Here is a 26,915-nt window from a genome sequence, read left to right on the forward strand (position 1 = left end):
CGCTGCTTGGCGGTCACTCATCCTGTCTGTGGATCCCTTTGGTGGCCTTCCGCGCCAGGGCACACCCGCGATGCGAGGCGAGGTCGCCGTGCCGTGCTCATCGGCGAGTTCGGTCTTGATCGGGAGCAGGCCCCGGCCGGTCGACCGGGGCCTGCTCCATCGGCATGCTCGGGGCGGGCGGATCCGGTGGGTTCAACGGTCGCGCATGTCGTCGTCGGACGTGTCGGATTCGATCTTCTCCTTGCGGATCTCGCCGGTGACGGTCTCCTCGTCGACGTGTTCCTCGGCGGTCAGGCGGACGCGCTCCACGGGGACGGCCTCGGTTGCGACGACGGGGCGTTCTTCGTGGAGGATGACCTCGTGCTCGGCTTCGCTGATGTCCGGGCCCGACATCGCGGCATCGCGGTTGGCGTCGGTGATGGGTTCGCGTTCGACGCGGACTTCTTCGTGGCGGACGGGGATGGTCTGCTGGACTTCCTCGGTCACGACGTACTTGCGCAGCCTGGCCCGTCCGGTTTCCTGGCGCTCGATGCCCACGTGCATCTGCTCCTCGGAGCGGGTCATCGCCTCGTCGGAGGTGTCCATGCCTTGCGTGCCCTGCATGGTGGTGTCGCCGGTGCGGGCCCAGCCGGCGGTACCGGGCTGGTTGGCCTGGGTCCAGGCGGTGTCCCAGTCGATGCCGTAGTGCTCGTACAGGCGGTGTTCTTCGTCTTCGGAGAGGTGGCCGCCGGAGTCGACGTCGACGTTGGGGGCGTCCTTGACCTTGTCCTTGGCGAAGGGGACTTCCAGGTGGTCCTCGACCATGGTGGCGTTCTGGATGGGGACGAAGGACTCGCTGGTGCCGAACATGCCGGTCTTGACGCTGACCCATTCGGGCCGGCCGGTGACATCGTCGAGGAAGACGTGCTTGGCCTCGCCGATTTCGTTCCCGTCGGTGTCGTAGACCGGGTGGTCCAGCACGGCCGGGATCTGCTCTTGCGTGATCATACGCGCTCTCCTCCTGGTTTTTGTGATCAATACCTTTTGTGCCCATTTGGGCCACTACCCGTGCGGCCGGGGGCAAACGTGTTCTCGGTACGGAAATGGGAGAGGCATGGGCTGCGACGGTGTGAAAGGCCGCCAGGTATCCCCATCGCGCCGAATCCGGGGCGGGGAGACGATCACGACCGCCTGGACGCGGACCAGGACGGCAGTGCGGGGCCGGATGAGCGGTACCGGACAAGCCCGGCGAGCTGCCCAAACGTTCTTGGCGGGCGGTGCCGCGCGGCACCTTCGAGGAGTTCAAGGACGACGAGCCGGTCGACCGGGCCGCGGCGCTGAGCCGTTACGGCGTGCCGGCCCGGCAGGCCGGTGCCGCCCTGGGGATCGGTGACAGTGCGGTGACGGTGTGATCGATCGCGAAGTGACCGGCCCTGGTCCTCCTGGTCGTGGTCATGATCGTGCTGTGGTGCTGGGCTGCTCCGAACGCCAAGGGCGGGGGCAGGTGGAGTGAGGAGGACCGCCGCCGGATGGAGTGATCACGGTCTGCACGGCCTCGGTGGGGGCAGCTGCTGACCATGAGGCTTCTGGCGTCCCTGCGGGCGGGCGAGAACCGGCTGACCAAGCGCATGGCGTCCTGGGATACCCCATGGGCGCGTGGCCTGCTGCCGCCGGTGGAGGATGCGGCCGAGCACACGAAGCCGTGGTGGGCGGTGGCCATGCTCATGGCGGCCGGGGGCGGCTGGAGGGGCCGCAAGGCCGCGGCGGCGGGCGTTGCGGGCATGGTGGTGGCGCAGGTGCTTGCCAACGGGGTGGCGAAGCGACTCGTCGAACGCCGCCGTCCCCCGAGGGAGTGGATCCCGCACGGGGACGTGGAGGACCGGCCCGACAGCTCCTCTTTTCCCTCCGGGCACACCGCCGCCGCTGTCGCGTTCACCGCCGCCGTCGCTCCGACCTGGCCGTGGGCGGGCACCGCGTGCGCCGTACCCACGGTTCTGGTGGCGATCGAGCGGGTCCACAGCGGCGCCCACTACCCCTCCGACGTCGCCGCAGGAGCCGCCATCGGGCTGGCGGCGGCCACTGCGGTACGGGCCGCGCCCCGCCTGCTGCCGCGCCACCTCGGGTGACGCACCGGTCGCCGTCGCGGGTGCCGGCCGGTTGCCGGATGGGCACGCGACTGACAGCAGGGGCCCCACTGCGGGGGCAAACGGGACAGCCGAACGGCGGTTCGCTCGCCGGACGCCGAACCCACCTCCGCCCCCTGCCGCCCTCTCCGGACGTAAATGCGGTCGTCACCGACGGCAAGCAGCGCTCTGCAAGATCAACGTCCTCAACGGCCGCGCCGACCTCATCGGCGCCCTCCCCGCCGGCCGGCCGGAGTTCGACTGCCGTCGCGTCCTGGCAGGCAACGCCTGCGTCAGGGCGACCAGCTGACATCGGTGCTCCTGATTCCCATATGTACTAGCTCGGGTGGCGGTCCGTCACCCAAGAGCTGACGGTGGGCCATGTCGCTGCGTACGGAAGCAGACAGCAGTCGGCTGACGCAGCGGATGAAAGGAAGACGTCGATGCGCTCTGCCCGCATTCTCTTCGCCGCCACCGCCACCGTCGGCGCGCTGGCCCTCACCACGCCCGGCGCGTACGCGCTCACGGCCGGCGACTGGGACAAGGACGACTCCGCCCACAGCCAGAAGCGTGACCACGACAAGCCGCACGGTGGCGTGCACACCGGCTCCGGCGCCCTGTCCCTGCTCGGCGGAGACGACTGGTCCAAGGACGAGCACGACAAGAAGGAGCACCACAAGGGCGGCAAGGACCACGACAAGCCGTACGGCGGCATGCACACCGGTGGCGGTGCGCTCACCGCGGTGAGCGGAGACGACTGGTCGAAGGAGCACGACAAGAGCGGCGACTACGAGAAGAAGCACGACAAGCCGTACGGCGGGATGCACACGGGATCGGGCGCTCTGTCCGCGGTCAACGCCGACGACTGGGGCAAGCCCGAGCAGCAGAAGCAGGAGGGGTACAAGCACGACAAGCCCAAAGGCGGTATGCACACCGGTGGCGGCGGTCTGGCAGGGAACGGCATGAGCCTGACCGGCGCGCTGGTGCTGGCGGGCGGGGCGGCCGCGTTCGTCCTTCACCGCCGCAAGAAGACCGCCGGCGCGTCCGCGTGATAGCCGTCCCGGCGCAGGGGCTGCCGTCCTGAGGGCGGCCCCTGCGCCGCGGAGACAGTTTCTGCTCGCCACGCGACCCCGGATCCGCCATGCCCGATGAAAAGACGTCCGTGATGGAACACCCGCCCGACCCCGCGAGCGAAGAAGCACCGCGCCGCCCGGCACGATGGGTCGTACCCACAGTGTTCTGGACGACGGCGCTCGCCGCGCTCCTGGTCCTCCTCGGACCGAACCCGTTCACGCAGGACGAGACCGCTGCCCCCCGCCCCGGGGCACCTTCCACGACGGTGTCGGACCCGGCGGCCGTCGCTTCGGCGTCCCCTCGTACACCCCACCGGGCCCCGCCGAAAAACGACCCGCCGTCCGGTCTCTCGATGCCCAGAGCGATTCCCACCCGCCTGAGGATCGACAAGATCGGTGTCGACGCCCCGTTCACCGGCCTGAAGATCGGGCCCTCCGGGGCTTTGGACCCGCCCCCTGCCGACGACACCAATCTCGTCGGATGGCACACCGCCGGTATCGCTCCCGGCGAGCGGGGGACCGCGCTCATCGCCGGCCATCTCGACACGGCCACCGCGCCGGCTGTCTTCGCCCGGCTCGGCGAACTCGAGGCCGGCGACTCCTTCGAGGTCGCGCGCGCCGACGGCACCACCGCGGTCTTCCTCATCGACTCCGTGGAGAGCTTCCGCAAGGACGACTTCCCGGACAAGCGCGTCTACGACGACACCCCCGACGCCCTCGTCCGGCTCATCACCTGCGCAGGTCCCTACGACCGCACGGCCAAGGACTACACCGAAAACCTCGTCGTCTTCGCCCACCTGCAACCCACCGACTGACACCCGCCACGACCACCCGCTCCGCCTGCTCCCGCCACCACTCCCGCGCCGCCACCTGCAGGCGAAGAGGGCGATCCACCACAACGTGCCGGGGCTCAGCCCGGGCCGCTGCCCAGCAGGACCCCCCGAGGAAGGGCCCGCCACCCTGAGCGGAGGTAGCGGGCCTCTCCATCCGGGCTCGCCGGCGGCCTCCCACAGCACGTCGAACCCGTTTCAGAACACACCGTGCGCCGGGATGTCCCACTCCGAGCGGGCGATCGGGGGCCCTCACGCTGAACCGACGGTGTGAGGGAAGACGCGCCTGCCACTCCCGGCCGGGAAGGCGGCTTCGGTGCCTGCGTCGCCCGCATAAAGGCGGCCGTAGGGGTGACGGGCCGGTCCGCAGGGCTTTTCCGGCAACCGGGAACCTCCGGCGGTCAAAGGCGGGACGAAGTCTGCCGGAGCCTGTGGAAGGCGCACTGACCCACAAGTCCCCGCAGGCGAGCAGAGCCAAGGGCCAGGGGCCGTCGACGGGCCGGTGGCCGTAGGCGGTCAGCCGGCCGCGGGTGCGGGTGGCCACGACGAGGCCCTCGATCCTCAGCACGGTGTGCGTACGGTGCCCGTCCGGGGACGGGTGCTCGCGCAGCCGTACGTCGCTGACGTGTCCGATCTCCCGGCCGTCACGGTCCCGGACGCGGCCGTCTTGCCCCAGGTCCAGCCGAAGTACTGCGCCACGATGTAGCCCGAGGACAGAGCCGTCTCCAGCGCCGCGCCGAACGGCCCCGATCCGTAGCTCCGCCAGGACGTCCGCCGCGTCGTCCAGCACCGTGCCCAGGCGTTCGCGGACGGCGTCGGCCGCCTCGTCCGGTGGCTGCCGGGACTCGAACGTGCCCTGCGCGGCCAGCAGATCGGTCTCCGTCTCGCCCAGCAGCACCGACACGTACGGCCCGGTCAGCCGGCCCTTTCCGGCGGCTTCCACCGCCAGCCCGGCCGCGGACACCGCCGAAGCCGCCGCCTCCGCGGTGTTGGCCGCCTTGCGCCGGTAGTCCTCCTCCGAACGGGAGGAACCCGCGCAGCCGCCCATCGCGGCCACGAGCATGAGCACCACCGCCCCCGCGACCACCGGCCCCGTGCCGGGGGCGCCGGGCGCTCACCGGCCCCTCAGCACGAAAGAGACGCCCACCCCGTGCCCCGGCTCGACACCAGGACACGTCACAGGCGCGGCGACGCGCCGTCGATGGTGCCGAGCGCGGGACCTTTCGAGTCCAGTACATGAACGGTCGAAGCCGAAAACGGCATGAGATCATAAGGTGACGTCATGCCCAGAACCTCTCCTGCCCTTGCCCTCGACGCCCTTCTCGACGGCAACCGTCGCTTCGTCTCGGGCACGCCCGAGCACCCGAACCAGGACGCGGCCCGCCGTACGGAGCTCGCGCCCGGCCAGGACCCGTTCGCCGTCATCCTCGGCTGTTCCGACTCGCGGCTCGCGGCCGAGATCATCTTCGACCGGGGGCTCGGCGACCTGTTCGTCGTCCGCACCGCGGGTCACGTCCTCGGCCCCGAGGTCCTGGGCAGCGTCGAGTACGCGACGAGCATCCTCGGCGCGCGGCTCGTGGTCGTGCTGGGCCACGACTCCTGCGGCGCGGTCGCCGCGGCCCGCGCGGCCGTCGAGGAGGGCTTCGCGGCCACCGGCTTCGTGCGGGACGTCGTGGAGCGGGTGACGCCGAGCATACTGGCGGCCCGGACCGCCGGTCTGACGGAGGACAGCGACATCGTCGACGAGCACATCCGGCACACCGCGGACCTGCTCCTGGACCGTTCCCGGCTGCTGTCCGACCAGGTGGCGGCGGGCGAGATCGCCGTCGTCGGCCTCGGCTACGAACTGGCGGGCGGCAGCGCCCGCCTGGTCACCACGCACGGTGTCGTGGCGGAGGAGGGAACCCCGGCGTGACGGCCCGTTTCGACTGCTCCGACCCGGCGGTCCGCGCCGCGGGCCTCGCCGGGGCCGCGGCCGCCGTACGCCGCGGCGAACTGGTGGTCCTGCCCACCGACACCGTGTACGGGGTCGGCGCGGACGCCTTCGACCCGAAGGCCGTCGCCGCCCTGCTCGCGGCGAAGGGCCGCGGCCGCCACAAACCCTCCCCCGTCCTGGTCGACTCGGCCGCCGCCCTGGACGGGCTGACGGACGGGCTCCCGGACGCGGCGGGCGCGTTGATCGACGCCTTCTGGCCGGGCGGCCTCACCCTCGTGGTCCGGCACCGGGCCTCCCTGGACTGGGACCTGGGCGAGACCGGCGGCACGGTCGCCGTCCGCATGCCGGACCACCCGCTCACCCTGGAACTCCTCGCGACGACGGGCCCGCTGGCCGTCTCCAGCGCCAACCTCACGGACCACCCGTCGCCTCAGGACTGCGACGCCGCCCAGGGGATGCTGGGCGACTCCGTGGCGGTCTACCTCGACGGCGGCCGCACCGCCGGCGCGATCTCGTCATCGATCGTGGACCTGAGCGGCGAGGCACCGGTGCTCGTCCGCGACGGCGTCCTGCCGGTGGACGAACTCCGCGCGCTCGTACCTGACCTGATCGTCCACTGATCGGAGGGCCTCCCTCCTGAAGCAGCGAAAGCGTGTCGCCCGGGGAGGGTCCGGCGACAGCGGACGGAGGTGGGCGCCGTGCATCGGGCCAGAGGCTGCGAACGCAGTCGGCAGGCGGAGACGGGTCGCGCAGTCGCGCTGCTCGCCGCAGAGCCGGATCGAGCTTCAGCTGATGCTGTGCCCGGTGGCGGACTGTTCTCGCTCCCTCTGTCAGGGCGTGCTTCCGAGGCTTGCGGTGCGCAGGTCCGCGTCGGGGCAGCCCGGGTAGGGGGCAGGCGGGGGAGCGAGGGCGACGCCGTTCGCACGCAGTACCTTCCGCACGTCCAGGATCAGCGGGAAGACCTCCTGGTTCAGGTCTTCCCGCTGCTCGTCCCAGGCTCTCTGTTCGGCCTCGACGGCCATCCTGTCCTGGGCGAACACGCGCTCGGTGAAGCGCCGGATCAGCGGCCAGGCCAGGTGCAGGGCGCCGGGGACGGGCGGCTTCGCGATCATGAGCAGACCGAAGACCCGGCTCACACGCTGCTCGGCGTCCTCCGGCACGTAGGCCGCCCACAGGGAGAAGGCCGCCGAGTCGGACGATTCGGGAACCGCCCGCAGGGTCTGGTAGGGGTACTCCGTTCGGATGGTGACGACGTCGGGCGTCGAGGCGCCGCCCACGCCCTCGGCGGAGAGCAGGCCCGCGCCCCGGTCCTTCCTGCCGCCGGAGGGGACGAAGAGGTACCTGGCCTCCACGGAACTCGGACCCCTGTCGTAGCCGAGCAGTTTCGGCTGGATCCGGCCCAGGACGCCCCGGTGGAGGAACTGGTGGTTCATGTCGAGCAGGTTCTCGTGCAGGAACGAGTAGTGGCAGCGCACCGTGCGAGAGAACATCATCGTCCGGTGCCGGGCCGATTCCGCCTCGGGGAGGACGGGCAGGGGGGCGTCCGCCGCCCTGGCGGGGTCGCCGGGGAAGACGAAGACGAGTCCGTAGCGCTCTCGGACGGGGTAGGAGCGCACCCCTCGGGGCGGTCGTTCGGCGCCCTTGGGGAGGTAGGGGATCTGCGAGATGCGCCCGTTCCCGCGGTAGGCCCAGGCGTGGTAACAGCAGCGGAGGATCTCGCCCTCCACCACGCCCAGGCTCAGCGGCACCTGCCGGTGGGCGCAGCGATCCTCCAAGGCGTACGCGGTACCACCCGCACCCCGGTAGAGCGCGATGCGCCGCCCCGCGAAGGACACCGCGCGGACCTTGCCCCTGCGCAGGCCCGCCGACCGGGCGACGGGGTACCAGAAGTCCGGATCGATCCCCACGCGCCGCAGATCGACCTCGCGCGTCCTGCGGTCACCGTCCCGCGGCCCGTGCTCCCCATCCGCAACGGTGGCATCGGCCTCCTGGGGCATACGCGTCCCTCTCCCTCCGAGCTCTCACTCTCCACTCATACAGGGACAAGCCGAACACGATCTGTTCGGATGTGCGATTCGTCGGTCTGCCGACCGTCCGTGCATGCCGCACCCGAATGGCCCACTACCCTCGGCTGGGTCCTTGGCCTGTCGCTTGACCTCGTCCCCGTCGGCGGCGGGGACGGAGCAGACCGTTTTTGAGGCCGTCAGGTACTCCGGGAAGTTCCGGGCCTCTGTCATCGCTGTCGTGGCTACTCGTTCCTAGGTGTCTCCTCCGGCAGCGCGGTGCGGATGCGCCTGGGCGCGTCCGCATGATCCTCACGAAGCCGGGCATGGGGGGAAGCGCCCGTGCCTGCCGTTCGGGTGTACCGACCCCGGATGAAAGTATGGCTGGCGTGGACATCTACCGCAGGAACAACGTGACGGTCACCGGCCGTCGGAACGGGCCGACGCTGGTGCTGGCGCACGGGTTCGGCTGTGATCAGAACCTGTGGCGTCTGGTCGTGCCGGCCCTGTCCGAGCGCTACCGGGTCGTGCTGTTCGACTACGTCGGCTCCGGCGGTTCGGACCTGTCGGCCTGGAGCGAGGAACGGTACGCCTCGCTGGACGGCTACGCCCAGGACGTGGTGGAGGTCTGCCGGGAGCTGGATCTCGAGCAGGTGGTGTTCGTGGGGCACTCGGTCAGCGCCATGGTGGGCGTGCTGGCGGCGCGGGCGGCGCCGGAGCGGATCGGGACGCTGGTGATGGTCGCGCCCTCGCCGTGCTACATCGACGACGACGGCTACCGCGGCGGGTTCACCGCGGAGGACATCGACGAGCTGCTGGCCTCTCTGGAGTCGAACTATCTGGGCTGGTCATCGGCCATAGCCCCGGTGATCATGGGCAACCCGGAGCGCCCCGAGCTCGGGGAGGAGCTGACCAACAGTTTCTGCGCGACCGATCCCGACATCGCGCGGGTCTTCGCCCGCACCACGTTCCTGTCCGACAGCCGCCAGGACCTGAAGAGCGTGAAGGTGCCGACGCTGGTGCTGGAGTGCGCTCAGGACGTCATCGCCCCCCGCGAGGTCGGCGCGTACGTCCACGCCGCGATCCACTCCTCCCGCCTGGTCACCCTGGACGCCACCGGTCACTGCCCGCAGCTGAGCGCGCCCGAGGCCACCGCTCAGGCGATCCTCGCCTTCCTGGAGTCGCTGTGATGTGCCGGGTGGGGGAGGAGCCGGAACCGACGGAATCCGGGAACGGGACGGCGACCGACGCGGTGTTCACCGCGCTGCTGGAGGACAGCGTCGAAGAACTGTACGAGTCGGCCCCCTGCGGGTACCTGTCCACGCTGATGGACGGCACCATCGCCAAGATCAACACCACGCTGCTGGAGTGGCTCGGTCTGGAGCGCCGGGCGGTGGTGGGGCGTAGACGTTTCGCCGATCTGCTCACGGTCGGTGGCAAGCTCTACCACGAGACGCACTTCGCGCCGCTGCTGCGGCTGCAGGGGGAGCTGCACGGCATCGCCCTGGAGATGAAGGTCGCCGGCGGCCGACTGCCTGTACTGGTCTCCTCCACCGTCAAGCACGGCAGCGAGGGCGAGCCGCTGCTGATCCGCACCACCGTCTTCGACGCCTCCGACCGCCGCTCCTACGAGGAAGAACTCCTGCGGCGCAAGCAGGAGGCGGAAAAGGCCCGGGCCGAGGCCGAGCAGGCACGCGCGGAGGCGGAAGCGGCGCACCGGCAGGCCGAGGCCGACCGGGCCCGGCTGGCCGACGCCCTGGCCGTGCTGCAGCAGTCCCTGCTGCCCGTCACCCTGCCCGCCGTGCCGGGGATGGAGACGGCCGTCCACTACCACACGGCCTCCGCCGACCGCCTGGGCGGCGACTTCTACGACCTGTTCCCCCTCGACAACACCCGTTGGGGCTTCTTCCTCGGCGATGTGTGCGGCAAGGGCCCCGAGGCCGCGGCTGTCACCTCCCTGACCCGCTACACCCTGCGTGCCGCCGCCTTCCACACCCCGGAACCGGCCGCGGTGTTGGCCACGCTGAACTCCGCGCTGCACGAGCGGTACGCCGTCGGCGGCGATCCCCGCTACTGCACCGCCATCTTCGGCTTCATCGACACCGGCGCCGACCCGGGCCGCCTCGTGGTCCGGCTCGCCTCCGGCGGCCACCCGCCGGCCCTGATCCTGCGCGCCGGCGGACACGCGGAGTTCCTGCCCACCCCCGGCGGCCTGCTCGTCGGCGCCCTTCCCGACGCGTCCTTCACCACCGCCGAGACCACCCTCGCGCCCGGCGACACCCTCCTGCTCTACACCGACGGCCTCACCGAAGCACGCACCGGCGCCACCCGCGAGAGCCTGTACGGGGAGGACGCCCTGCACGCCTTCGCCACCGCCCACGCCGGCGCCACCGCCCAGGAAACGATCACCGCGCTGACCGAACTGCTGGACGGATTCGGCGACGGTCTCGACGACGACACCGCCCTGCTCGCCTTCGGCGTACCCGCCACCCATCCGCACCCCCGCCCGACAACGAATAAGACCCGATGAGCCCGCTGAGCATGACCGACCGAACCACCGTCACCGGCCCCGTCGTGGAAGTCGCCGGCGACCTGGACTACGCCCACGCCGCCGAGCTGCGTCGAGAGGTCGAGCGCCTCGCCCTCCAGTCCGGCCAGCGCCTGGTGATCGACCTGACAGGTCTGGAGTTCTGCGATTCCAGCGGCATCACCGCCCTCCTCGCCGCCCGCCAGCACGCTCTGACCGCCGGCGCCGACATCGTCCTGGCCGCCGTCCCCGCCAACACGCTGCGCATCCTGCGCATCGTCGGCCTCGACCAGGTCTTCACCATCCACCCCGACGCCCCCACCACCTGACCACCCCTCCCCGGGGCGAACCCGGATCGGTGGTGCTTCGTACTCCGCAGCGCGATCAAGCCGCGATCCTTCTTCTCGTCGGGGCCGGCACAGGGTTCAGCGACCCGTACGCACTCGTTCGCACGGTGGCCGAAGAACGGTGTCACGGCCGGCCGGTCGATGCCGCGGATGGTGGCATCGGTCTGTCGTTTCTGCGCGGCGGGACCGGGGAGCGTGGCGGCGGCGTTGCGGGACCGTGAAATCCAGCCACGCTTTTCGGCCGCCGCAGGTGAGGCGATGGGGACGCGAGGAACAGCAAAAGGCCAGTTCGGCGGGGGTGCGCGCGGGACCGCCCAGGTTCGGGGCCGGGAGGGGAGCAGGGGTTGACCGGGGGTGGGGGCGCTGACACGCTCCGGGACATGTCCGCGAACGAACTTCTCGTCCCGCGGCTCCACACCCCCGGCCCCTGTACCGCGCCGGGCGCGTGTCCGGGCCGCTGTCAGGCCTGAGCGCGACCTGATCCGGGCGCTCGTCCCGACTACCGGGGCCGCCCCTGACGGGCCGCCCCGTCCCGACTACCGGGGCCGCCCCTGACGGGCCGCGCCGTCCCGACTACCGGGGCCGCGCCTGACAGGCCGCGCCGTCCCCAGGCAGCGCGGCCGTGTCCGCCGCACGGGACGACCTCCGCGCCACGTTTCCCTCACCACCCGTCTGCCCGCGCACCGCGGCGGGTCGCTCACCCGTAGCCCTGTTCCCCCTTCGCCCTCCCCAGGGAGCTTCCATGGCCACCGCTACCACCACCCTGCCCACGGTCACCAAGATCGGCGGCCGCATCGGCGCCGAGATCGGCGGCGTCCGCCTCGGCGGCGACCTCCCCGCGGAGGCCGTCGCCGAGGTCCGGGCCGCGCTGCTCGCCCACAAGGTCGTCTTCCTCCGCGACCAGGACCACCTCGACGAGGCCGCGCACGAGGCCTTCGCCCGGCTGCTCGGCACGCCCGTCGCCCACCCCACCGTCCCCTCCGCGGACGGGCGTTACGCCCTCGGCATCGACTCCCACCACGGTGCCCGCGCCAACCAGTGGCACACCGACGTCACCTTCGTCCCCGCCTACCCCGCCTTCTCCATCCTCCGCGCCGTCACCGTCCCCCCGTACGGCGGCAACACCCTCTGGGCCAACACGGCCACCGCCTACGCCGGCCTTCCCGAGCCCCTGCGGGCCCTCGCCGACAGCCTGCGCGCGCTTCACTCGAACGAGTACGACTACGCCGCCCTCCACCCCGACGCGCTGCCCGAGGCGCTGGCGCAGTACCGCGAGGTGTTCACCTCCACCTCGTTCCTCACCGAGCACCCGGTGGTCCGCGTACACCCCGAGACCGGCGAACGCGCTCTGCTGCTCGGCAACTTCGTCCAGCGCATCGACGGGCTCACCGGCCGCGACTCGCGCGCCCTGCTGGACCTCTTCCAGGCGCACATCGAGCGCCCCGAGAACACCGTGCGCTGGCAGTGGCGGGCCGGTGACGTCGCGATCTGGGACAACCGCGCCACCCAGCACTACGGCGTGGACGACTCCGACGAGCACGAGCGCACCCTGCGCCGCGTGACGGTCGACGGGGACGTTCCGGTCGGGCCCGACGGGGTGCCGTCCCGCCTGATCAGCCCCGAGACCGTTCCGGACCCCGCCTTCGGCATCGCCTCCGGAGCTTCGACCGCCGTCTGACCGTCCCGCAAGGAGCCCCCGTGCCCAACCTGCTCGCCATCACCGGCAGCCCCTCCGCCCACTCCCGTACCGTCGTCGTCTCCGACCACGTGGTGCGCCGCTTGGCGCACTCCGGTTTCGAGACCGCGCACCTTTCCGTACGCGACCTGCCCGCCGCCGACCTGCTCTCCGCCCGCCGCGGTGAGCCGGCCATCCGCCGGGCGCTCGAAGCCGTCGCCGAGGCCGACGGCCTGGTCATCGCGACCCCGGTCTACAAGGCCTCGTACACCGGCCTGCTCAAGGCCTTCCTCGACCTGCTCCCGCAGGACGGGCTGGCCGGGAAGACGATCCTGCCCCTGGCCACCGGCGGCAGCCTCGCCCACGTCCTGACCATCGACTACGCCCTGCGCCCCGTGCTCGCCGCGCTCGGCGCCCGGCACGTCACGGCGGGCCGGTTCGTCCTCGACTCCTCCGTCGAGCGCGGCAGCGGCCCCGACCGGCTGCGGCCCGAGGCGGAGCTGGACCTCTACCAGGCCGTCGACGAGTTCGCCGACGCCCTGCGCTCCGCCCCCGCCGCCGAGCTCACCGCCACCCCGTAACCCCGTACCGAAAAGGAACCGTCATGGCCGCAGCCTTCACCTCGACCACCACCTCCCGTCGCCAGTTCCTCACCCTGCTCGGCATCTCGGCGGCCGCGGTGAGCTGCGGCACGGCCACCGCCGGCGGCGGCTCGGGCTCCGGCGCGCAGATCAAGACCCTGAAGTACCAGGGAGGGGTCGGAACGGTCTCCCTGCCCGAACTCGCCGCCGACCTGGGCTACTTCGAGGACGTCAAGCTCGAATGGGTCGGCAACACCATCAGCGGTCCGCAGGACATCCAGTCCGCCGCCACCGGCCAGACGCACTTCGGCAGTGCCTTCAACGGCGCGGTCATCAAGCTCGCCGCCGGCAACGCCCCGATCAAGGCCGTCATCTCCTCCTACGGCTCCGACAAGTACTCCTACGCCGGTTACTTCGTCCTGGAGGACAGCCCGATCCGCTCGGCCCGCGACCTGATCGGCAAGAAGGTCGGGATGAACACCCTGGGCGCGCACTACCAGGCCCTGCTCGACCTCTACCTGAGTCGCAACGGCCTCTCCAAGGCCGACGCGGGGAAGGTCGAGCCCCTCGTGGTGCCGCCGGTCAACACCGAACAGGCGCTTCGCCAGAAGCAGATCGAGGTCGGCGTGCTCACCGGGATCCTGCGCGACAAGGCCGTCGCCGGCGGCGGCATCCGCCCGCTGTTCACGGACGTCGAGCTCCTCGGCCCGTTCAGTGCGGGCACGTACATCATGACCAAGCGTTTCATCAAGCAGAACCCGGACACCGTACGGACCTTCACGACCGGCGTGGCCAAGGCCATCGAGTGGTCCCGCACCACCCCGCGCGACGAGGTCATCGCGCGGATGACGGAGATCGTCAAGAAGCGCGGCCGCAACGAGGACACCGCCGCCCTGAAGTACTGGCGCTCCTACGGGATCGCCGAGCCGGGAGGCCGGATACCCGACAAGGAGTTCCAGCTCTGGCTCGACTGGCTCGGTGAGCGCGGCGAGATCAAGAAGGGGCAGCTCAAGCCGTCCGACCTCTACACCAACGAGTTCAACGGTTACGGGAAGGGCTGACCGGCATGGCGAGGATCGTGTTCGAGGCAGTGACGAAGGCCTTCCCGGCGAAGGGAAGGAAGAACAAAGAGGAGTTCACCGCACTCGACGGCATCGACCTGGAGATCCCGGCCGGGGAGTTCATGGTCGTCGTGGGCCCCAGCGGCTGCGGGAAGTCCACCCTCCTGGACCTCCTCGGCGGCCTGTCCCGGCCGACGTCCGGCCGAATCCTGCTCGACGGCAAACCGGTCACCGGGCCCGGCCTCGACCGGGGCATCGTCTTCCAGCAGTACGCGCTGCTGCCCTGGCGGACGGCGCTCGGAAACGTCGAGTTCGGCCTGGAGGCGACCGGCGTACCGAGACGTCAACGAACCTACCGGGCAAGGGAGTTCCTGGAACTGGTCGGACTCACCGGATTCGAGGACCGGCACCCGCACGAGCTCTCCGGCGGCATGCGCCAGCGCGTCGCGATCGCCCGCTCGCTGGCGTACGACCCGGACGTGCTGCTGATGGACGAGCCGTTCGCCGCACTCGACGCCCAGACCAGGGAGTCCCTCCAGGACGAGCTGCGCCGCATCTGGCAGCGCACGGGCAAGACGGTCGTCTTCATCACGCACGGCATCGAGGAGGCGGTCTACCTCGGCCAGAAGGTGGCCGTCATGACCTCCCGCCCCGGGCGCATCAAGGAGGTCGTCCCCATCTCCTTCGGGGAGGCCCGCACCGCCGGACTCCAGGGCGAGGACCTGCGATCCAGCCCGGAGTTCGCCCGCTACCGCCACGAGATCTGGACCCTGCTCCACGACGAGGTGGCGCGCGCGCAGCAACTGGAGAAGGAGGAGGCCACCGTATGACCACCGACACCACCCTCGCGAGCACCCAGGGCGCCACTGTCCTGGCGGGGTCCGGCGAAGACGTCCGAACCCCGGCGGCCCCGGCCACGGCGCCGGAGCCGGATACGGGCGGGCCCCCGGCCCCGCCGACCGCTCCGGCCGCCGAACGGGACCCCGGGCCGGCGACGTCCACCGACCGGTCCGCACCCGCGGATCACGCGCCCGGTTCCACCGACCCGGCCCGCGCCGCCGTCCTGGCCGGGCCCGAGGAGGACGTCCGCACCCCGGCTTCGCCCGCAGCCCCGGTCGCCGGCCGGGACCGCGGGTCCCCGGCGGCCGGCGACCTGCTCAAGACCCCGACCCCGGCGGCCCGGCGCGCCCGGCGGCTCGTAAGGGCACTGGCGCGGGGGCTGAAGGCCGTCGGACTGCGCTCGGCCGCCCTGCTCGCCCTGTTCGCCGTATGGGAGGCCGCGCCCCGGCTCGGCCTGGTCGACGCCACCTTCCTGCCGCCCGTCAGCGTGGTCGGCGAGGCCTGGTGGGAACTGCTGGGCAACGGCCAGCTCGTCGAGCACACCTCGGCCAGCCTGACCCGCTCCTTCGGCGGCTTCGGGATCGCCGTGGCCGTCGCCGTCCCGCTCGGCCTGCTCATCGGCTGGTACCGGCCCGTGGCCGCCGTCCTCGGCCCGCTCCTCGAGGTGTTCCGGAACACCGCGGCCCTCGCCCTGCTGCCGGTCTTCGTGCTGCTCCTCGGCATCGGGGAGACGTCGAAGGTCTCCATCGTCGTCTACGCCTGCGTCTGGCCGATCCTGCTGAACACCATCAGCGCCGTCGGCAACGCCGACCCCACGCTGATCAGGCTGGGGCGCTCGATGGACCTGTCCACCCCGAGGCTCTTCCAGAAGGTGATCCTCCCGGCCTCCGTGCCGGCCGTCTTCACCGGCATCCGGCTCGCCGGGGCCGTGTCCATCCTCGTCCTCGTGGCCGCCGAGATGATCGGCGCCAAGGCAGGCCTCGGCTACCTGATCAACGCCTCGCAGTTCAACTTCGCGATCCCGCAGATGTACGCGGGCATCGTCACGATCTCCGCCATCGGCGTGGCCTTCAACCAGCTGCTGGTCACGATCGAACGCCGTCTCAGCCTCTGGCGCGTCCCGGCCTGATCCCGCTCGCCTTACGACGCCGCGCAGCGGACGAGAGCGCCGCCCGCGGGGACGAGAGCGCCCGCCGCCCGCGGCCCCGGCCGCCCGTCCCGCAGCCGGCTCACCGCCCCCGCCGGTCGGCCGCGCCCCGAGCAGCCACCGTCTCGCCACCGAAACCCCAGGACCGGACATGACCGCATCCCGCACCCTCCACCTCAACGCGTTCCTCATGAACGCCGGACACCACGACGCCGCCTGGCGCCACCCCGACAGCAGCCCCGAACGCGCGACCGACCTGCGGTACTTCCAGGAGCTGGCCCGCACCGCCGAGCGCGGAAGGCTCGACTCCATCTTCTTCGCCGACGGGGTCGCGCTCTGGGGCAAGGCACGCTACAACGCCCTCGGCGGCTTCGAGCCGCTCACCCTGCTCTCCGCGATCGCCGCCGTCACCGAGCACATCGGACTGATCGCCACCGTCTCCACCACCTTCAACGAGCCCTACAACCTGGCCCGGAAGTTCGCCTCCCTCGACCACATCAGCGGCGGCCGCGCCGGCTGGAACATCGTCACCTCCGGCAGCGTCGACGAGGCCCGCAACTTCAACCGCGACGAGCACCTGGAGCATGCCCGCCGCTACGAGCGGGCCCGCGAGTTCCTCGACGTCGCCCTCAAGCTCTGGGACAGCTGGGAGGACGACGCGATCGTCCTCGACAAGGAGCGCGGCATCTACGCCGACACCGACAAGCTCCACCCCGCCGCCCACCGCGGCGAGCACTTCGGCGTCGCCGGACCGCTCAACGTGCCGCGCTCCCCGCAGGGGTACCCGCTGCTCGTGCAGGCCGGATCCTCCGAGGACGGCAAGGAGTTCGCCGCCCGGTACGCCGAGGCCGTCTTCACCGCCCAGCAGACCCTCGCCGACGGCCAGGCCTTCTACAAGGACCTCAAGTCCCGGCTCGCCCGGTACGGCCGGGCCGAGAGCGACCTGCTCGTCCTGCCCGGCATCGCCCCCGTCATCGGGTCCACCGAGGCCGAGGCGAAGGCCCTCGAACAGCAGCTCACCGACCTCCAGATCCCCGAGTACGGCCTCGCCCAGCTCTCCGGCATGCTGAACGTGGACCTCACCGGCCTGCCCCTGGACGGCCCGCTGCCCGACCTCCCCGAGGAGCGGGACATCAACGGCAACAAGAGCCGCTTCACCCTCGTCGCCGAGCTCGCCCGCCGCGACGGGCTCAGCCTGCGCGAGCTGATCGCCCGCCTCGGCGCCGGCCGCGGTCACCGCACCTTCGCCGGCACCCCCGAGCAGATCGCCGACCAGCTGGAGGAGTGGTTCACGCAGGGAGCCGCCGACGGCTTCAACATCATGGCCCCCGTCCTGCCGACCGGCCTGACCGACTTCGTCGACCACGTCGTGCCGATCCTCCAGCGCCGCGGCCTCTTCCGCACCGAGTACACCGCCCGCACTCTCCGCGAGAACTACGGCCTGCCGCGTCCGGTCAACCGCTACGCGCGGGACGGCGTACAGGTGAGCCCGGAGGGGCCGGTCCGCCACGGAGGCCATTGATAGATTCGGCCCTTGCCGTGCCCCGCCGCGCGCCAGCTCGGCGGGGCACGGTGCTGCGAAGCGGCCGGACTCCTGGATGCTGTCGCATGTGATCCTGATCGCCGACGGCCCGACCGAGGAGTACCGGTATGTCTGACAGAGAAACGCCTTTCGGCGGTGCAACGACCGCGACGGCCGACAGCGGCCCGGTCGACGAACGGATCCACCGCATACGTCGGCGCCTGGAAAGGCTCATCGGCGTTGCGGCGACCGAGGGCAACGCCGTACGTCCTCTGCGCAACGGGGACGAGATCTTCGCCGCGATGCTGGACGCGATCGACAGCGCCCGTCACACCGTCGACATGATGACCTTCGTCTACTGGCGGGGTGACATCGCGCGGCGTTTCGCCGTCGCCCTGTCCGACCGGGCGCGTGCGGGGGTACGGGTGAGGCTGCTGCTGGACGGCTTCGGCAGCCGCCTGATAGAGCGGGACCTGCTGGACCGGATGAGCGAGGCCGGAGTCGAGGTCGCCTGGTTCCGCAAGCCGCTCTACCTCTCACCGCTCAAGCAGAACCACCGCTGTCACCGCAAGGTCCTCGTGGTCGACGAGCGGACCGCTTTCACCGGAGGCGTCGGGATCGCCGAGGAGTGGTGCGGTGACGCGCGCAACCCCCACGAGTGGCGGGACACGCACGTCGAGGTCCAGGGCCCCGCCGTGGACGGCATCGCCGCCGCCTTCGCCCAGAACTGGGCCGAATGCCACACGGAACTCTTCGACGAACGCGACCGGTTCGTGAGCCACCGCCCGAGCGGGAGCGCCATCGTGCAGGTGGTCCGCGGCTCGGCCAGCTTCGGCTGGCAGGACATGCAGACCCTGATGCGCGTGATCCTCGAATCGGCCGAGGAACGGGTCCGTCTGGCGACCGCCTACTTCGCGCCCGACAGCTACTTCATCGACCTGCTCTGCGCCACGGCCCGCCGAGGCGTGGAAGTCGAGATCCTGCTGCCCGGCCCCTACACGGACAAGCGGGTGTGCCAGCTGGCGGGTCAGCACCGCTACGAGGAGCTGACCGCCTGCGGCGTGCGCATCCACCAGTACCAGCCGACCATGATGCACGCGAAGGTCGTCACCATGGACGGCGTCGTGTCCCTGATCGGCTCCACGAACTTCAACCGCCGCTCCCTCGATCACGACGAGGAGGTCATGCTCGCCGTCATGGACGCCAAGTTCACCGCCACCCTCGACGCGCACTACGACGAGGACCTCGAGGTCAGCGAACTGATCAGCCCGGACCGGTGGAAGCGGCGCTCGCTGTTGCAGCGCGCCCGGGAGACCGCGGTGCTCCCCATCCGCCGCTACCTGTAGGAGGAGGCCGTCGCGGCGTCCGCCGGCGCCTCGCCGGTTCGTCGCCCGGGCCGTGCGAGCACCGCGTTGAACTGCGCGCCGGCGAGCAGGGCCAGGTTGCTGAACCACAGCCACACGAGGAAGACGACGACCCCCGCCAGCGAACCGTAGAGGCGGCTGTAGGTCCCGAACTGCGTGTAGAGGGTGAAGAGCGCCGAAGCGCCGAGCCACAGGAAGGCCGCCAGGGCGCCGCCCGGAAACCCCCGGCGCGCGCCGCGGGCCTGGGCGGGTCCGGTCCGGTAGAGGATGAGGATCAGCGCCGTGACGATCACCAGGAGCACCGGCCACCGCAGGACGGCCATGGCGTCCGTGCCCGAGTGGCCGGCGGCCGCTGCGAGCCGACGGGCCACGGGGCCGGTCGCGACGAGGCTCGCGGCGCCCGCGACGAGCAGGGCCAACAGCACGCCGGCGGTGAGGACGAGGACGTGCGCCGCACGCAGCGGCGGCCGTGTGTCGGGCAGCCGGTGCATCGCGTGCAGAGCGCGACGGAAGACCGCCAAGTAGCTGGAGGCGGACCACAGTGCGCTCAGGACTCCGCTGACGAGCAGCGCCCACAGGGAGGACGGGGCAGAGGTGAGGCCCTCCAGGGCCTCTCGGAGCACCTGGGCCGACTGGGGAGGGGCGTAGGAGGTGAGGTCGCGGATCAGGCGCTCGCGGGTGCCGGTCCCGGCCAGTCCCACCAGGGAGACCGAGACGAGCAGGGCGGGCACGAGTGCCAACACCGCGTAGTAGGTGAGGGCCGCCGCGTAGTCGGCGATGTTGTCGTCCCAGAGGCGTACGGCGGTGCTCCCCAGGTTCGAGCGGGCGCGCCTCAGCGACTCGACGAGCCGGTCTCCCGGGGTGCTCCGGCGCGTGCGGAGAGTGTTCGATGTCACGGTGTCCTCCTGCCCGGCGTCGCCGCTCTCATCACCACAGCGGAGGAATGAGAACCGCGGAGAGGGGCAGCCGAGGTGCGGAACCCACGTGGAATCGAACGAGGAGAATCCGATGCACAGCACCCCCGAGCCAGAGCTTCCCGACCCGGTCCCGGCGACGCCCGACGCCGTCACACCGGACCTGCCCGCGCCGGGACCGGACGCACCGGACATCCGGGTCACCGGAGGCGAGCGCCCCCGGACCGACGAAGCCGACGAGGACGGCGAGCGGCAGAAAGCCACCGGCGAACGGAGCGAGCACCGTCCAGCCGCCGGCCCGGGCACCCCGGCACCCTCGGAACAGCCCGATTAGGCCCCGTCCGGCCGGTCGTGTGACCACCTCGTGACAGGGGCGTCCCAGGGGTGGCAGATCTGACGGAGAGAAAGAGGGCGACCGCGACGGTCGGACACCGAGGGGGAGCGGCCTCGGCCGTGACCTCCGTCCACGACGGCGTGGAGCCCTGGTCACGGTCGGAACGGCCCCAAGGGCGCATGACCCGCGCCTGACAGGTAACACGGCCCCAATGACGAACTCACCCGAGGCGGGGGCCAGGCCGGGCCGTCCGCTCCTGTTGCTACCCGTGCAGACGGCCGTGGTCGCCGTGCTGGGGCTGCTGGTGACCGGTCCCCTCGCACAGCACTGGCCGCTGTCGGCGGAGGACGGGGTCAACCGCGCCCTCGCGGCCCGGCGTACCCCTTTCGCCACCGCGCTCACCGACGGGGCGTCCCTGCTGGCCGGCACGGAGATCGTGATCGCCCTCACCCTCGTGTGTACGGCCGTCCTGCTCGTGGCGCCCCGCGTGCCCCGATGGCGGGAGGCGGCGTTCCTCGCCGTGGCGGTGGCCGCGCAGTCCGCGGTCTTCCTGCTGGTCACCCTCGTCGTGAACCGCGAACGCCCCGACGTGCCCCACCTGGACCCGGCACCGCCGACGTCCAGCTTCCCTTCCGGCCACGTCGGGGCCTCCGTCGCCCTCTTCGGCGGGCTGGCCGTCCTCGCGTCCCGGCGTCTGCAGGGCGTTCGACGACACCTCGTGGTGGGGCTGCTCCTCGTGATCCCGCTGTTCGTGGCGGTCTCCCGGGTGTACCGGGGCATGCACCACACCTCCGACGTGGTGGCGGGGCTGCTGAACGGCGCCTGCACGCTGGCCCTGGTGGCGGCCGCCCTGCTGCCGCGCCCCAGGGAGGAGGAGCCGCCCGCCCCGGCCCCCGCCGCGCACAGCGGGCGGCGGGCCGTGGTGGTGCGCCACCCGCTCGCGTGCGGCGACGGGACCGCGGCCCGGGTACGGGCCCTGCTGCGCGACCACGGCTACGCGGAGCAGCGGTGGACGGAGACGACGGCCGGGGACCCGTCCGGTGACCTGGCCTCGTGCCTCGGCGGGAGGCACACGGATCTGGTCGTCGTCTGCGGCGGGGACGGTACCGTACGCGCCTGCGTGGACGCGGTGGCCGGGACCGGGCTCCCCCTGGCGATCGTCCCCTGCGGCACCGGGAACCTCCTCGCCCGTAACCTGCGGCTGCCGAGCGAGCCCGTGGCCGCTCTGCGGGAGGCCCTCCGCGGGCAGGCCGTCGGCCTCGACGTGGGACGGATACGGGGCGACGGGATCGCGCCGACCCGGTTCGCGGTCATGGCGGGTGCCGGGTTCGACGCCGCCATGGTCCGGGACGCCTCGGCGCGGCTCAAGGAGCGCCTGGGCTGGGCCGCGTACGTGGTCTCGGCCGTACGGCATCTGGGGGACGCCCGGATGCGGCTGTCGATCCGGCTGGACGGGGGCGCCCCGTTGGAGCGGCGGGCCCGCATGGTCGTCATCGGCAACGTCGGGACCCTTCAGGGCGGGCTGCCGCTGCTGCCGGACGCCCGGCCGGACAGCGGCAGGCTCGAGGTCGTCCTGCTCGACCCGCGCGGGGTGACCGGCTGGCTCGCCGCAGCCGGGTACCTCGCCTCGCGCGCACCGGGCGGCCGGCGGCAGCGCGCGTCCGGCACGGGGAAACGGCCCCTCGCGCACGGCGCCCTGGAGTACTTCGGCGCGGCCCGGATCGACCTCCGCTTCGCCCGGCCCCAGCCGCGCGAGCTCGACGGCGACGTCTTCCCCGCGGGCACCCGCCTCACCGCGGAGGTCGAGCCGGGGGCACTGCGGGTGTGCCTCCCGGCCCCGGCGGGGGCAGACGCCCCGACAAGGACAGGCATCCCGACAAGGACAGGCGCTCTGGCGGGAGCAGACACCCCGGCGGCAGCGGTCCCACCGACGCCGGAAGACATCCCGACGCGGGCAGGCACCCCGGAGGGGCCGGACGTCCCGGCGCGGGCCGGAGGAGAAGGAGGGGACCATGGGCACCGCGACGCGCGTACCGCAGCGCAGTGAGGTCAAGGCCGTGGAGGCCGAGCTCCGTCAGCGGGGGGAAGCCCTGTCGGGCGAGGAGGCCTGGGCCGCGCTCCGCCGCTACGGACGCTGGTCCCTCGTACGGGATTCTTTCCTACGGTTCCGTTACGCCGACGGGTTCAGCCACTCCCGGGCCCTCGCCCTGCAGACCGTCCTGGCGATCCTTCCGCTGGCCATCGCCGTCATCGGGCTGTCCGGGGTGCTGCACACCGAGGACATCGGGCGGATCGCCGAGCTGACGATCCGCCGGATCAGCGGTCCGAGCCAGGACGTGGTGGACGACGCCCTGCGGGAGAGCCGGCGGCACGCGGGGGAGGGCGGCGCGGCCGCCCTCTGGCTCGGCCTGCTGTTCTCCGTCGCGAACGTCACCACGGCCATGTGCCAGGTGGAGCGCGGCGCGAACCGCATATACGGCGTGGAGCGCGACCGGCCGTTCCTCCACAAGTACGCCCGTGGGCTGGTGATGGCGGTACTGGCCGGGGTGCCCCTCGGACTGAGCTTCTGCGTCACCGTCCTCGGATCCGACCTGAACCGGGCCCTGATCGAGGTCTACCACCTGGAGCCGGCCACGTCCCGCGCGTGGGACGTGCTGCGCTGGCCTCTGGGGATCCTGTTGGCGGTGATCGCCACCAGTGTCGTCTTCCGCCGCTCGCCCCGGCGCGCCCAACCGGGCCACACCTGGCTCGCCTTCGGTGCCACCGTCCATCTGCTGCTGTGGCTGGGCGCGACGTGGGCACTGAGCCTGTACGTCGGCTCCGGAGGCTCCTTCACCACCGTGTACGGGCCGCTGAGCGCGTTCATGGCACTGCTGTTGTGGTCGTACCTCACCTCGCTCGCGCTGTTCCTGGGCCTTTCCTTCGCCGCCCAGCTGGAGGCCGTACGGGCGGGGGTGACGACACCGATCACCGAGGACCCCGGGGTCTGAGCCGACCGGCCCTCCCGAACTCCCCGACGGAAAGGAACCGTACCGACCATGACCGAGCGTTCCACCCATCCCTGGCGGCACCGTCTCGGACGGCTCGTCATCGGCCACGGCCGGGCCGACACCCGGTTCGGCGTACGGCTGGTGGCGGGCGCGGCCCTCACCGCCCTGGCAGCCGTCCCGTTCTCCCTCGCTCTGGTGCTGGTGGAGTCGCACTGGGCCCCGCTGCACCGTCTCGACCAGGACGTGGCCGAGCGGCTGCACCGTTCCGCACTCGGCAGTCCGGCCTGGGTACGAGTGCTCGACTTCCTCACACACGTCGCGTGGGGGCCGCTGACCATGCGGCTCCTGGTGGCCGGCGCGGTGGTGTGGCTCCTGCGACGGCGGGCGTACCGCCTCGCCGCCTGGGCGGCCGTCACCGCGACGGCCGGCGGGCTGGCCGGGCTGCTGGTCAAGAACGTGGTCCAGCGTGTCCGGCCGCACCTGCCGGATCCCGTCGCCCACGCGCCCGGCTTCTCCTTCCCCTCCGGGCACGCCATGACGGCCACCACCTCCTGTGCCGTCCTGCTGCTGGTCCTGCTCCCCCTGGTACCGCGTGCCTGGCGGCCGCTGCCGTGGGTCCTGGCGGCGGTGGCGGTGCTCGGCGTGAGCTACACGCGGGTCGCGCTCGGGGTGCACTGGGTGAGCGACGTGGTCGGGGGCTGGCTGCTGGGACTGGCGGTGGTGACCGCGACCACGCTCGCCTTCGAGGCGTGGCGCGGCGACATCGGCCGCTCGCGCACCGCCCCCACCGAGGGCCTGGAGCCCGAGATCGTGACGGACTCCCCGGAGCCGGTGGGCCCGCCCGGCTCCCGATGACGCGGGGCCGGCCTCACCGCGACGGCGGTACCCTCACCGACCCGTCGGCCGGGGTTTTCCCGATGCCGCGGGCCGCTGCTCGGGATTCGCCCCGCTTTTGGCGGCTGCCGCGTGCAGTGCCCGCAGGGCGATCAGGAGTACGCCGATGTCGTCCAGGTAGACCGGATCCGGTACGAGGTCGATCGGCGAGATCGTGTAGACCACCGCCGCCCAGAACAGGGCCTTGGACTGCAACGGGACACCTGCGTCCAGGAGCGTCCTGCGAGCGCGGAACACGCGCACGAGCAGAACGGCCGCGGCGCCTGCCACCACGAGCACGAGAACTACGGCCACGATGAGCCAGAAGGTACTGTCCATGCCGCTCTCCTACCCCGTGACGCCCCGGCCGTGCGGGGCACGGACAGCGGCATCCGCTCCTGTCGGCGAGGCTTCGGCACCGACGGGTCCGGGCCCGCGTCGAGCATACCTTCGCCCGCATGAGGCACTGCGAGATCCTCCGCGACCGCCGGCGGCGCGGCAACGGACCCCGCCATGGGGCCCCAGGTCGTCGCCCACCCGTACAACCTCGCCCGCGCCGCGGGCGAGGGGCCTGTCCGCAGAAGCCGTCCCGCTCTCAGCCCAGCAGGTCCGGCGCCCGCAGCATCTCGGGCGGGATGCTCCAGGCGTCGACCAGGTCGACGGCCAGGGGCCGGACCTTGCGGCAGAGGTCGTTCACCTCGCGGCTGATCGCCTTGGACCGCTGGACGGTCAGCCGGCCGTGCTCCATGAACCAGGCTCGGTCCGCTTCGATCGTCGACAGCGCGAACAGGTCGCAGAGCAGCTCCAGCGCGACCTTGTTGCCGCCGTCGGGCAGGGCCCGGATCGCGTCGACGAACGCTTCCAGCACCAGTCGCTCGACGTGCGCGTGGGCGAGCGCGATCACATGGTCCTGCACCTGCGAGAAGACGGTGCCGGGATCACGTTTCCGGTCGGCTCCGCGCTTGAGCCGGCGGGCCAGCCCGGCGAGCATGTGCTCCTCGCGGTAGCGCAGCATGGCCAGGTGGTACTCCGAGTCGAGCAGCCCGGCCTCCCGGTCCCATTCGTCACCGCCGGGCAGCAGGTCGCGGACCCGTTCCAGGAGCTTGTGGACGGACGCCTTCTCGATGACGGTCTCGACGGCGAGGCCGGTGACGTAGCGGACCACGCCGACCTGGTCCAGGTCCTCGAACTCGCTGGCGTGGTCGGTGAGCAGGCCCTTCGCCACGAGCTGGAGCAGCACGTGGTTGTCGCCCTCGAAGGTGGTGAAGACGTCACTGTCGGCCTTGAGCGCGGCGAAGCGGTTCACCGCGAGATAGCCGGCGCCCCCGCATGCCTCGCGGCACTCCTGCACCGTACGGGTGGCATGCCAGGTGCCGAGCGCCTTGGTGCCGGCGGCCCGCGACTCCAACCGCCGCCGCGCCTGCGGGTCGTCCTCGTGGCCGGAGAAGACCTCGTGCAGCTGTCCGCGGACGACGTCCTGCGCGAAATGCAGTGCGTACGTGCGGGCGAGCAGCGGCAGCAGCCGACGCTGGTGCAGCCCGTAGTCGAGCAGGAGCTGCTCCTCGGCACCCGGCGAGGCCTCGAACTGACGTCGCCGCACGCCGTACTTGACGGCGAGCGTGAGGGCGACCTTGGCGACGCTCACCCCGGCGCCGCCGACACAGACCCGGCCCTGGACGAGCGTGCCGAGCATGGTGAAGAAGCGGCGGTGGGGATTCTCGATGGAACTGACGTACGCACCCTCGGGCGTGACATCGGCGAAGCGGTTGAGCAGCGCCTCACGCGGCACCCGGACCCCGCCGAAGCGGATCCGGCCGTTGTCCACGCCGTTGAGGCCCATCTTGCGGCCGTCGTCCTCGATCTCGACGCCCGGCAGGACCTTTCCCCCGGACCGGAGCGGCACGACGAGCGCGTGCACGCCGCGGGACTCCCCGCCTACCTCCAGCTGGGCGAAGACGACCGACAGCTCGGCGTGGCAGGCCGCGTTCCCGATGTAGTCCTTGCGGGCAGCGTCACCTTCGGTGGTGACGACGAACTCCTGGGCCCCGGCGTCGTACCGGGCCACCGTCCCGAGCGCCTGGACGTTGGAACCGTGCCCGGTCTCGGTCATCGCGAAGCAGCCCAGAAGCCGCCCGGCGACCAGGTCCGGCAAGTAGGCGTCGTGGTGACGTCCGGTACCCAGGTGCAAGATGGCGCCGCCGAACAGCCCGAACTGCACACCGACCTTGACCAGCACCGACAGATCACCGAAAGCGAGGGTCTCGAAGGCGGCGACAGAGGCGCCGACGTCGTCGCCGCCCCCGTACGCCGCCGGGAAGCCCATACCGGTCTGGCCGGTCCCGGCCATCTCGACCACGATGTCGCGCACCCGCTCGCGGAACGCGTCCGTGCCGAGTCGCTCGGCGTCCTCCAGCACAGAGGAGTGGGCCACCAGATTGGTCCGGACAAGGTCTCGGATCCCGGCGTACTCGCTGTCGAGAAGGGCCGCCAGGGCTTCGGCGTCGATCACGGGAGGCGTGTAGCCGCTCGCTGCGGCAGAAGTGTCGTCGGGTGCCATGGCCCTCCGTTACCCCGGCCGGTGCCGATCAACCGGCGATGATCATGTGAGCAGGCGAAGCCTACGGGAGCCCGGTCCCCGTGACGCGGAGCCGGGCCGCCCGGACGGGCAGGGCTGCCCCGAGCCGGTTCCGCAGCGCGGGCGCCGCCGCACTCGAGCAGATGCGGGCGTCGACACCGAGAGCGGCCGGCGCATCGGCGGAGACGGGGAGGCCGGACCTTCGGCGCGGTCGTCCGGTT

Annotated in this window: 25 protein-coding genes and 1 pseudogene; 21 read left to right on the plus strand and 5 right to left on the minus strand. The window is 71.9% G+C overall.

Annotation, left to right across the window (positions count from 1 at the left end; translation table 11 throughout):
- Nucleotides 1–192 precede the first annotated feature (192 nt).
- Entirely contained in the window at nucleotides 193–987 is a 795-nt protein-coding gene (locus AC067A_RS30840) for a DUF2382 domain-containing protein (protein WP_479246022.1), read from the minus strand.
- 269 nt (nucleotides 988–1,256) lie between these two features.
- Here AC067A_RS30840 and AC067A_RS30845 point away from each other — a divergent pair, with 269 nt between their 5' ends.
- From AC067A_RS30845 to AC067A_RS30870, 6 genes are all read left to right on the plus strand, one after another.
- The gene (locus AC067A_RS30845) at nucleotides 1,257–1,391 is read left to right on the plus strand and encodes a hypothetical protein (RefSeq protein ID WP_479246024.1); all 135 of its coding nucleotides are present in this window, start codon (nucleotides 1,257–1,259) and stop codon (nucleotides 1,389–1,391) included.
- Between the two features lie 165 nt (nucleotides 1,392–1,556).
- On the plus strand, nucleotides 1,557–2,105 hold the full coding sequence (locus AC067A_RS30850; RefSeq protein ID WP_479246026.1) for a phosphatase PAP2 family protein: 549 nt from the start codon (nucleotides 1,557–1,559) through the stop codon (nucleotides 2,103–2,105).
- A 440-nt stretch (nucleotides 2,106–2,545) separates the two neighbouring features.
- Complete coding sequence (locus AC067A_RS30855; RefSeq protein ID WP_479246028.1) at nucleotides 2,546–3,154, plus strand: hypothetical protein; 609 nt, start codon at nucleotides 2,546–2,548, stop codon at nucleotides 3,152–3,154.
- Nucleotides 3,155–3,528: 374 nt separating this feature from the next.
- Entirely contained in the window at nucleotides 3,529–3,990 is a 462-nt protein-coding gene (locus tag AC067A_RS30860) for a class F sortase (protein WP_479246030.1), read from the plus strand.
- Between the two features lie 1,297 nt (nucleotides 3,991–5,287).
- The gene (locus AC067A_RS30865) at nucleotides 5,288–5,920 is read left to right on the plus strand and encodes a carbonic anhydrase (RefSeq protein ID WP_479246032.1); all 633 of its coding nucleotides are present in this window, start codon (nucleotides 5,288–5,290) and stop codon (nucleotides 5,918–5,920) included.
- Nucleotides 5,917–6,561: an L-threonylcarbamoyladenylate synthase gene (locus AC067A_RS30870; protein WP_479246034.1), complete on the plus strand. Its 645-nt coding sequence runs from the start codon at nucleotides 5,917–5,919 to the stop codon at nucleotides 6,559–6,561. The genes AC067A_RS30865 and AC067A_RS30870 overlap by 4 nt, the downstream gene beginning before the upstream one ends.
- Before the next feature lie 210 nt (nucleotides 6,562–6,771).
- Here the strand turns inward: AC067A_RS30870 and AC067A_RS30875 are convergent, their stop codons facing one another.
- Nucleotides 6,772–7,938: a Rieske 2Fe-2S domain-containing protein gene (locus AC067A_RS30875; RefSeq protein WP_479246035.1), complete on the minus strand. Its 1,167-nt coding sequence runs from the start codon at nucleotides 7,936–7,938 to the stop codon at nucleotides 6,772–6,774.
- A gap of 395 nt (nucleotides 7,939–8,333) precedes the next feature.
- Here AC067A_RS30875 and AC067A_RS30880 point away from each other — a divergent pair, with 395 nt between their 5' ends.
- The 10 genes from AC067A_RS30880 to AC067A_RS30925 all read left to right on the plus strand — a co-directional run bounded on the left by AC067A_RS30880 (nucleotide 8,334) and on the right by AC067A_RS30925 (nucleotide 18,990).
- A complete protein-coding gene (locus AC067A_RS30880; RefSeq protein ID WP_479246094.1) occupies nucleotides 8,334–9,134 on the plus strand; it encodes an alpha/beta fold hydrolase in 801 nt (266 codons plus the stop codon).
- Nucleotides 9,134–10,474 carry a PP2C family protein-serine/threonine phosphatase gene (locus AC067A_RS30885; protein ID WP_479246037.1) on the plus strand — a complete coding sequence of 447 codons (1,341 nt, stop codon included), beginning with the start codon at nucleotides 9,134–9,136 and terminating at the stop codon, nucleotides 10,472–10,474. The genes AC067A_RS30880 and AC067A_RS30885 overlap by 1 nt, the downstream gene beginning before the upstream one ends.
- Complete coding sequence (locus AC067A_RS30890; RefSeq protein WP_479246038.1) at nucleotides 10,471–10,800, plus strand: STAS domain-containing protein; 330 nt, start codon at nucleotides 10,471–10,473, stop codon at nucleotides 10,798–10,800. Before AC067A_RS30885 ends, AC067A_RS30890 begins: the two co-directional genes overlap by 4 nt.
- A gap of 760 nt (nucleotides 10,801–11,560) precedes the next feature.
- Entirely contained in the window at nucleotides 11,561–12,496 is a 936-nt protein-coding gene (locus tag AC067A_RS30895) for a TauD/TfdA dioxygenase family protein (RefSeq protein ID WP_479246039.1), read from the plus strand.
- A gap of 20 nt (nucleotides 12,497–12,516) precedes the next feature.
- A complete protein-coding gene (ssuE, locus tag AC067A_RS30900; protein ID WP_479246040.1) occupies nucleotides 12,517–13,074 on the plus strand; it encodes an NADPH-dependent FMN reductase in 558 nt (185 codons plus the stop codon).
- 23 nt (nucleotides 13,075–13,097) lie between these two features.
- Nucleotides 13,098–14,135, plus strand: a complete 1,038-nt coding sequence (locus AC067A_RS30905) for an ABC transporter substrate-binding protein (RefSeq protein WP_479246041.1) — start codon at nucleotides 13,098–13,100, stop codon at nucleotides 14,133–14,135.
- 5 nt (nucleotides 14,136–14,140) lie between these two features.
- The gene (locus tag AC067A_RS30910) at nucleotides 14,141–14,965 is read left to right on the plus strand and encodes an ABC transporter ATP-binding protein (protein WP_479246043.1); all 825 of its coding nucleotides are present in this window, start codon (nucleotides 14,141–14,143) and stop codon (nucleotides 14,963–14,965) included.
- Entirely contained in the window at nucleotides 14,962–16,104 is a 1,143-nt protein-coding gene (locus AC067A_RS30915) for an ABC transporter permease (RefSeq protein ID WP_479246044.1), read from the plus strand. Before AC067A_RS30910 ends, AC067A_RS30915 begins: the two co-directional genes overlap by 4 nt.
- 169 nt (nucleotides 16,105–16,273) lie before the next feature.
- Nucleotides 16,274–17,644: an LLM class flavin-dependent oxidoreductase gene (locus AC067A_RS30920; RefSeq protein WP_479246045.1), complete on the plus strand. Its 1,371-nt coding sequence runs from the start codon at nucleotides 16,274–16,276 to the stop codon at nucleotides 17,642–17,644.
- Between the two features lie 128 nt (nucleotides 17,645–17,772).
- On the plus strand, nucleotides 17,773–18,990 hold the full coding sequence (locus AC067A_RS30925) for a phospholipase D-like domain-containing protein (protein WP_479246047.1): 1,218 nt from the start codon (nucleotides 17,773–17,775) through the stop codon (nucleotides 18,988–18,990).
- Here the strand turns inward: AC067A_RS30925 and AC067A_RS30930 are convergent.
- The gene (locus AC067A_RS30930; protein ID WP_479246048.1) at nucleotides 18,981–19,904 is read right to left on the minus strand and encodes a YihY/virulence factor BrkB family protein; all 924 of its coding nucleotides are present in this window, start codon (nucleotides 19,902–19,904) and stop codon (nucleotides 18,981–18,983) included. The genes AC067A_RS30925 and AC067A_RS30930 overlap by 10 nt on opposite strands.
- A gap of 112 nt (nucleotides 19,905–20,016) precedes the next feature.
- Here AC067A_RS30930 and AC067A_RS30935 point away from each other — a divergent pair, with 112 nt between their 5' ends.
- The 4 genes from AC067A_RS30935 (at nucleotide 20,017) to AC067A_RS30950 (ending at nucleotide 24,101) form a co-directional block, all read left to right on the plus strand.
- Nucleotides 20,017–20,256: a hypothetical protein gene (locus AC067A_RS30935; RefSeq protein WP_479246049.1), complete on the plus strand. Its 240-nt coding sequence runs from the start codon at nucleotides 20,017–20,019 to the stop codon at nucleotides 20,254–20,256.
- A 211-nt stretch (nucleotides 20,257–20,467) separates the two neighbouring features.
- Nucleotides 20,468–22,303 (plus strand): bifunctional phosphatase PAP2/diacylglycerol kinase family protein, encoded by a 1,836-nt coding sequence (locus AC067A_RS30940; protein ID WP_479246051.1) that lies wholly within the window; start codon nucleotides 20,468–20,470, stop codon nucleotides 22,301–22,303.
- Nucleotides 22,269–23,246, plus strand: a complete 978-nt coding sequence (locus AC067A_RS30945; protein WP_479246053.1) for a YihY/virulence factor BrkB family protein — start codon at nucleotides 22,269–22,271, stop codon at nucleotides 23,244–23,246. The genes AC067A_RS30940 and AC067A_RS30945 overlap by 35 nt, the downstream gene beginning before the upstream one ends.
- Before the next feature lie 48 nt (nucleotides 23,247–23,294).
- Nucleotides 23,295–24,101 carry a phosphatase PAP2 family protein gene (locus tag AC067A_RS30950; protein WP_479246055.1) on the plus strand — a complete coding sequence of 269 codons (807 nt, stop codon included), beginning with the start codon at nucleotides 23,295–23,297 and terminating at the stop codon, nucleotides 24,099–24,101.
- Between the two features lie 33 nt (nucleotides 24,102–24,134).
- Here the strand turns inward: AC067A_RS30950 and AC067A_RS30955 are convergent, their stop codons facing one another.
- Nucleotides 24,135–24,458 carry a YkvA family protein gene (locus AC067A_RS30955; RefSeq protein ID WP_479246057.1) on the minus strand — a complete coding sequence of 108 codons (324 nt, stop codon included), beginning with the start codon at nucleotides 24,456–24,458 and terminating at the stop codon, nucleotides 24,135–24,137.
- A gap of 77 nt (nucleotides 24,459–24,535) precedes the next feature.
- On the opposite strand from AC067A_RS30955, the pseudogene AC067A_RS30960 reads away from it, so the two are divergent.
- Nucleotides 24,536–24,634, plus strand: a pseudogene (locus tag AC067A_RS30960) (IS5/IS1182 family transposase); the annotation flags it as partial.
- Nucleotides 24,635–24,714: 80 nt separating this feature from the next.
- Here AC067A_RS30960 and AC067A_RS30965 read toward each other — a convergent pair.
- On the minus strand, nucleotides 24,715–26,676 hold the full coding sequence (locus AC067A_RS30965) for an acyl-CoA dehydrogenase family protein (RefSeq protein ID WP_479246059.1): 1,962 nt from the start codon (nucleotides 26,674–26,676) through the stop codon (nucleotides 24,715–24,717).
- Between the last annotated feature and the right edge of the window lie 239 nt (nucleotides 26,677–26,915).

This window comes from Streptomyces sp. NPDC043176, from assembly GCF_056436715.1.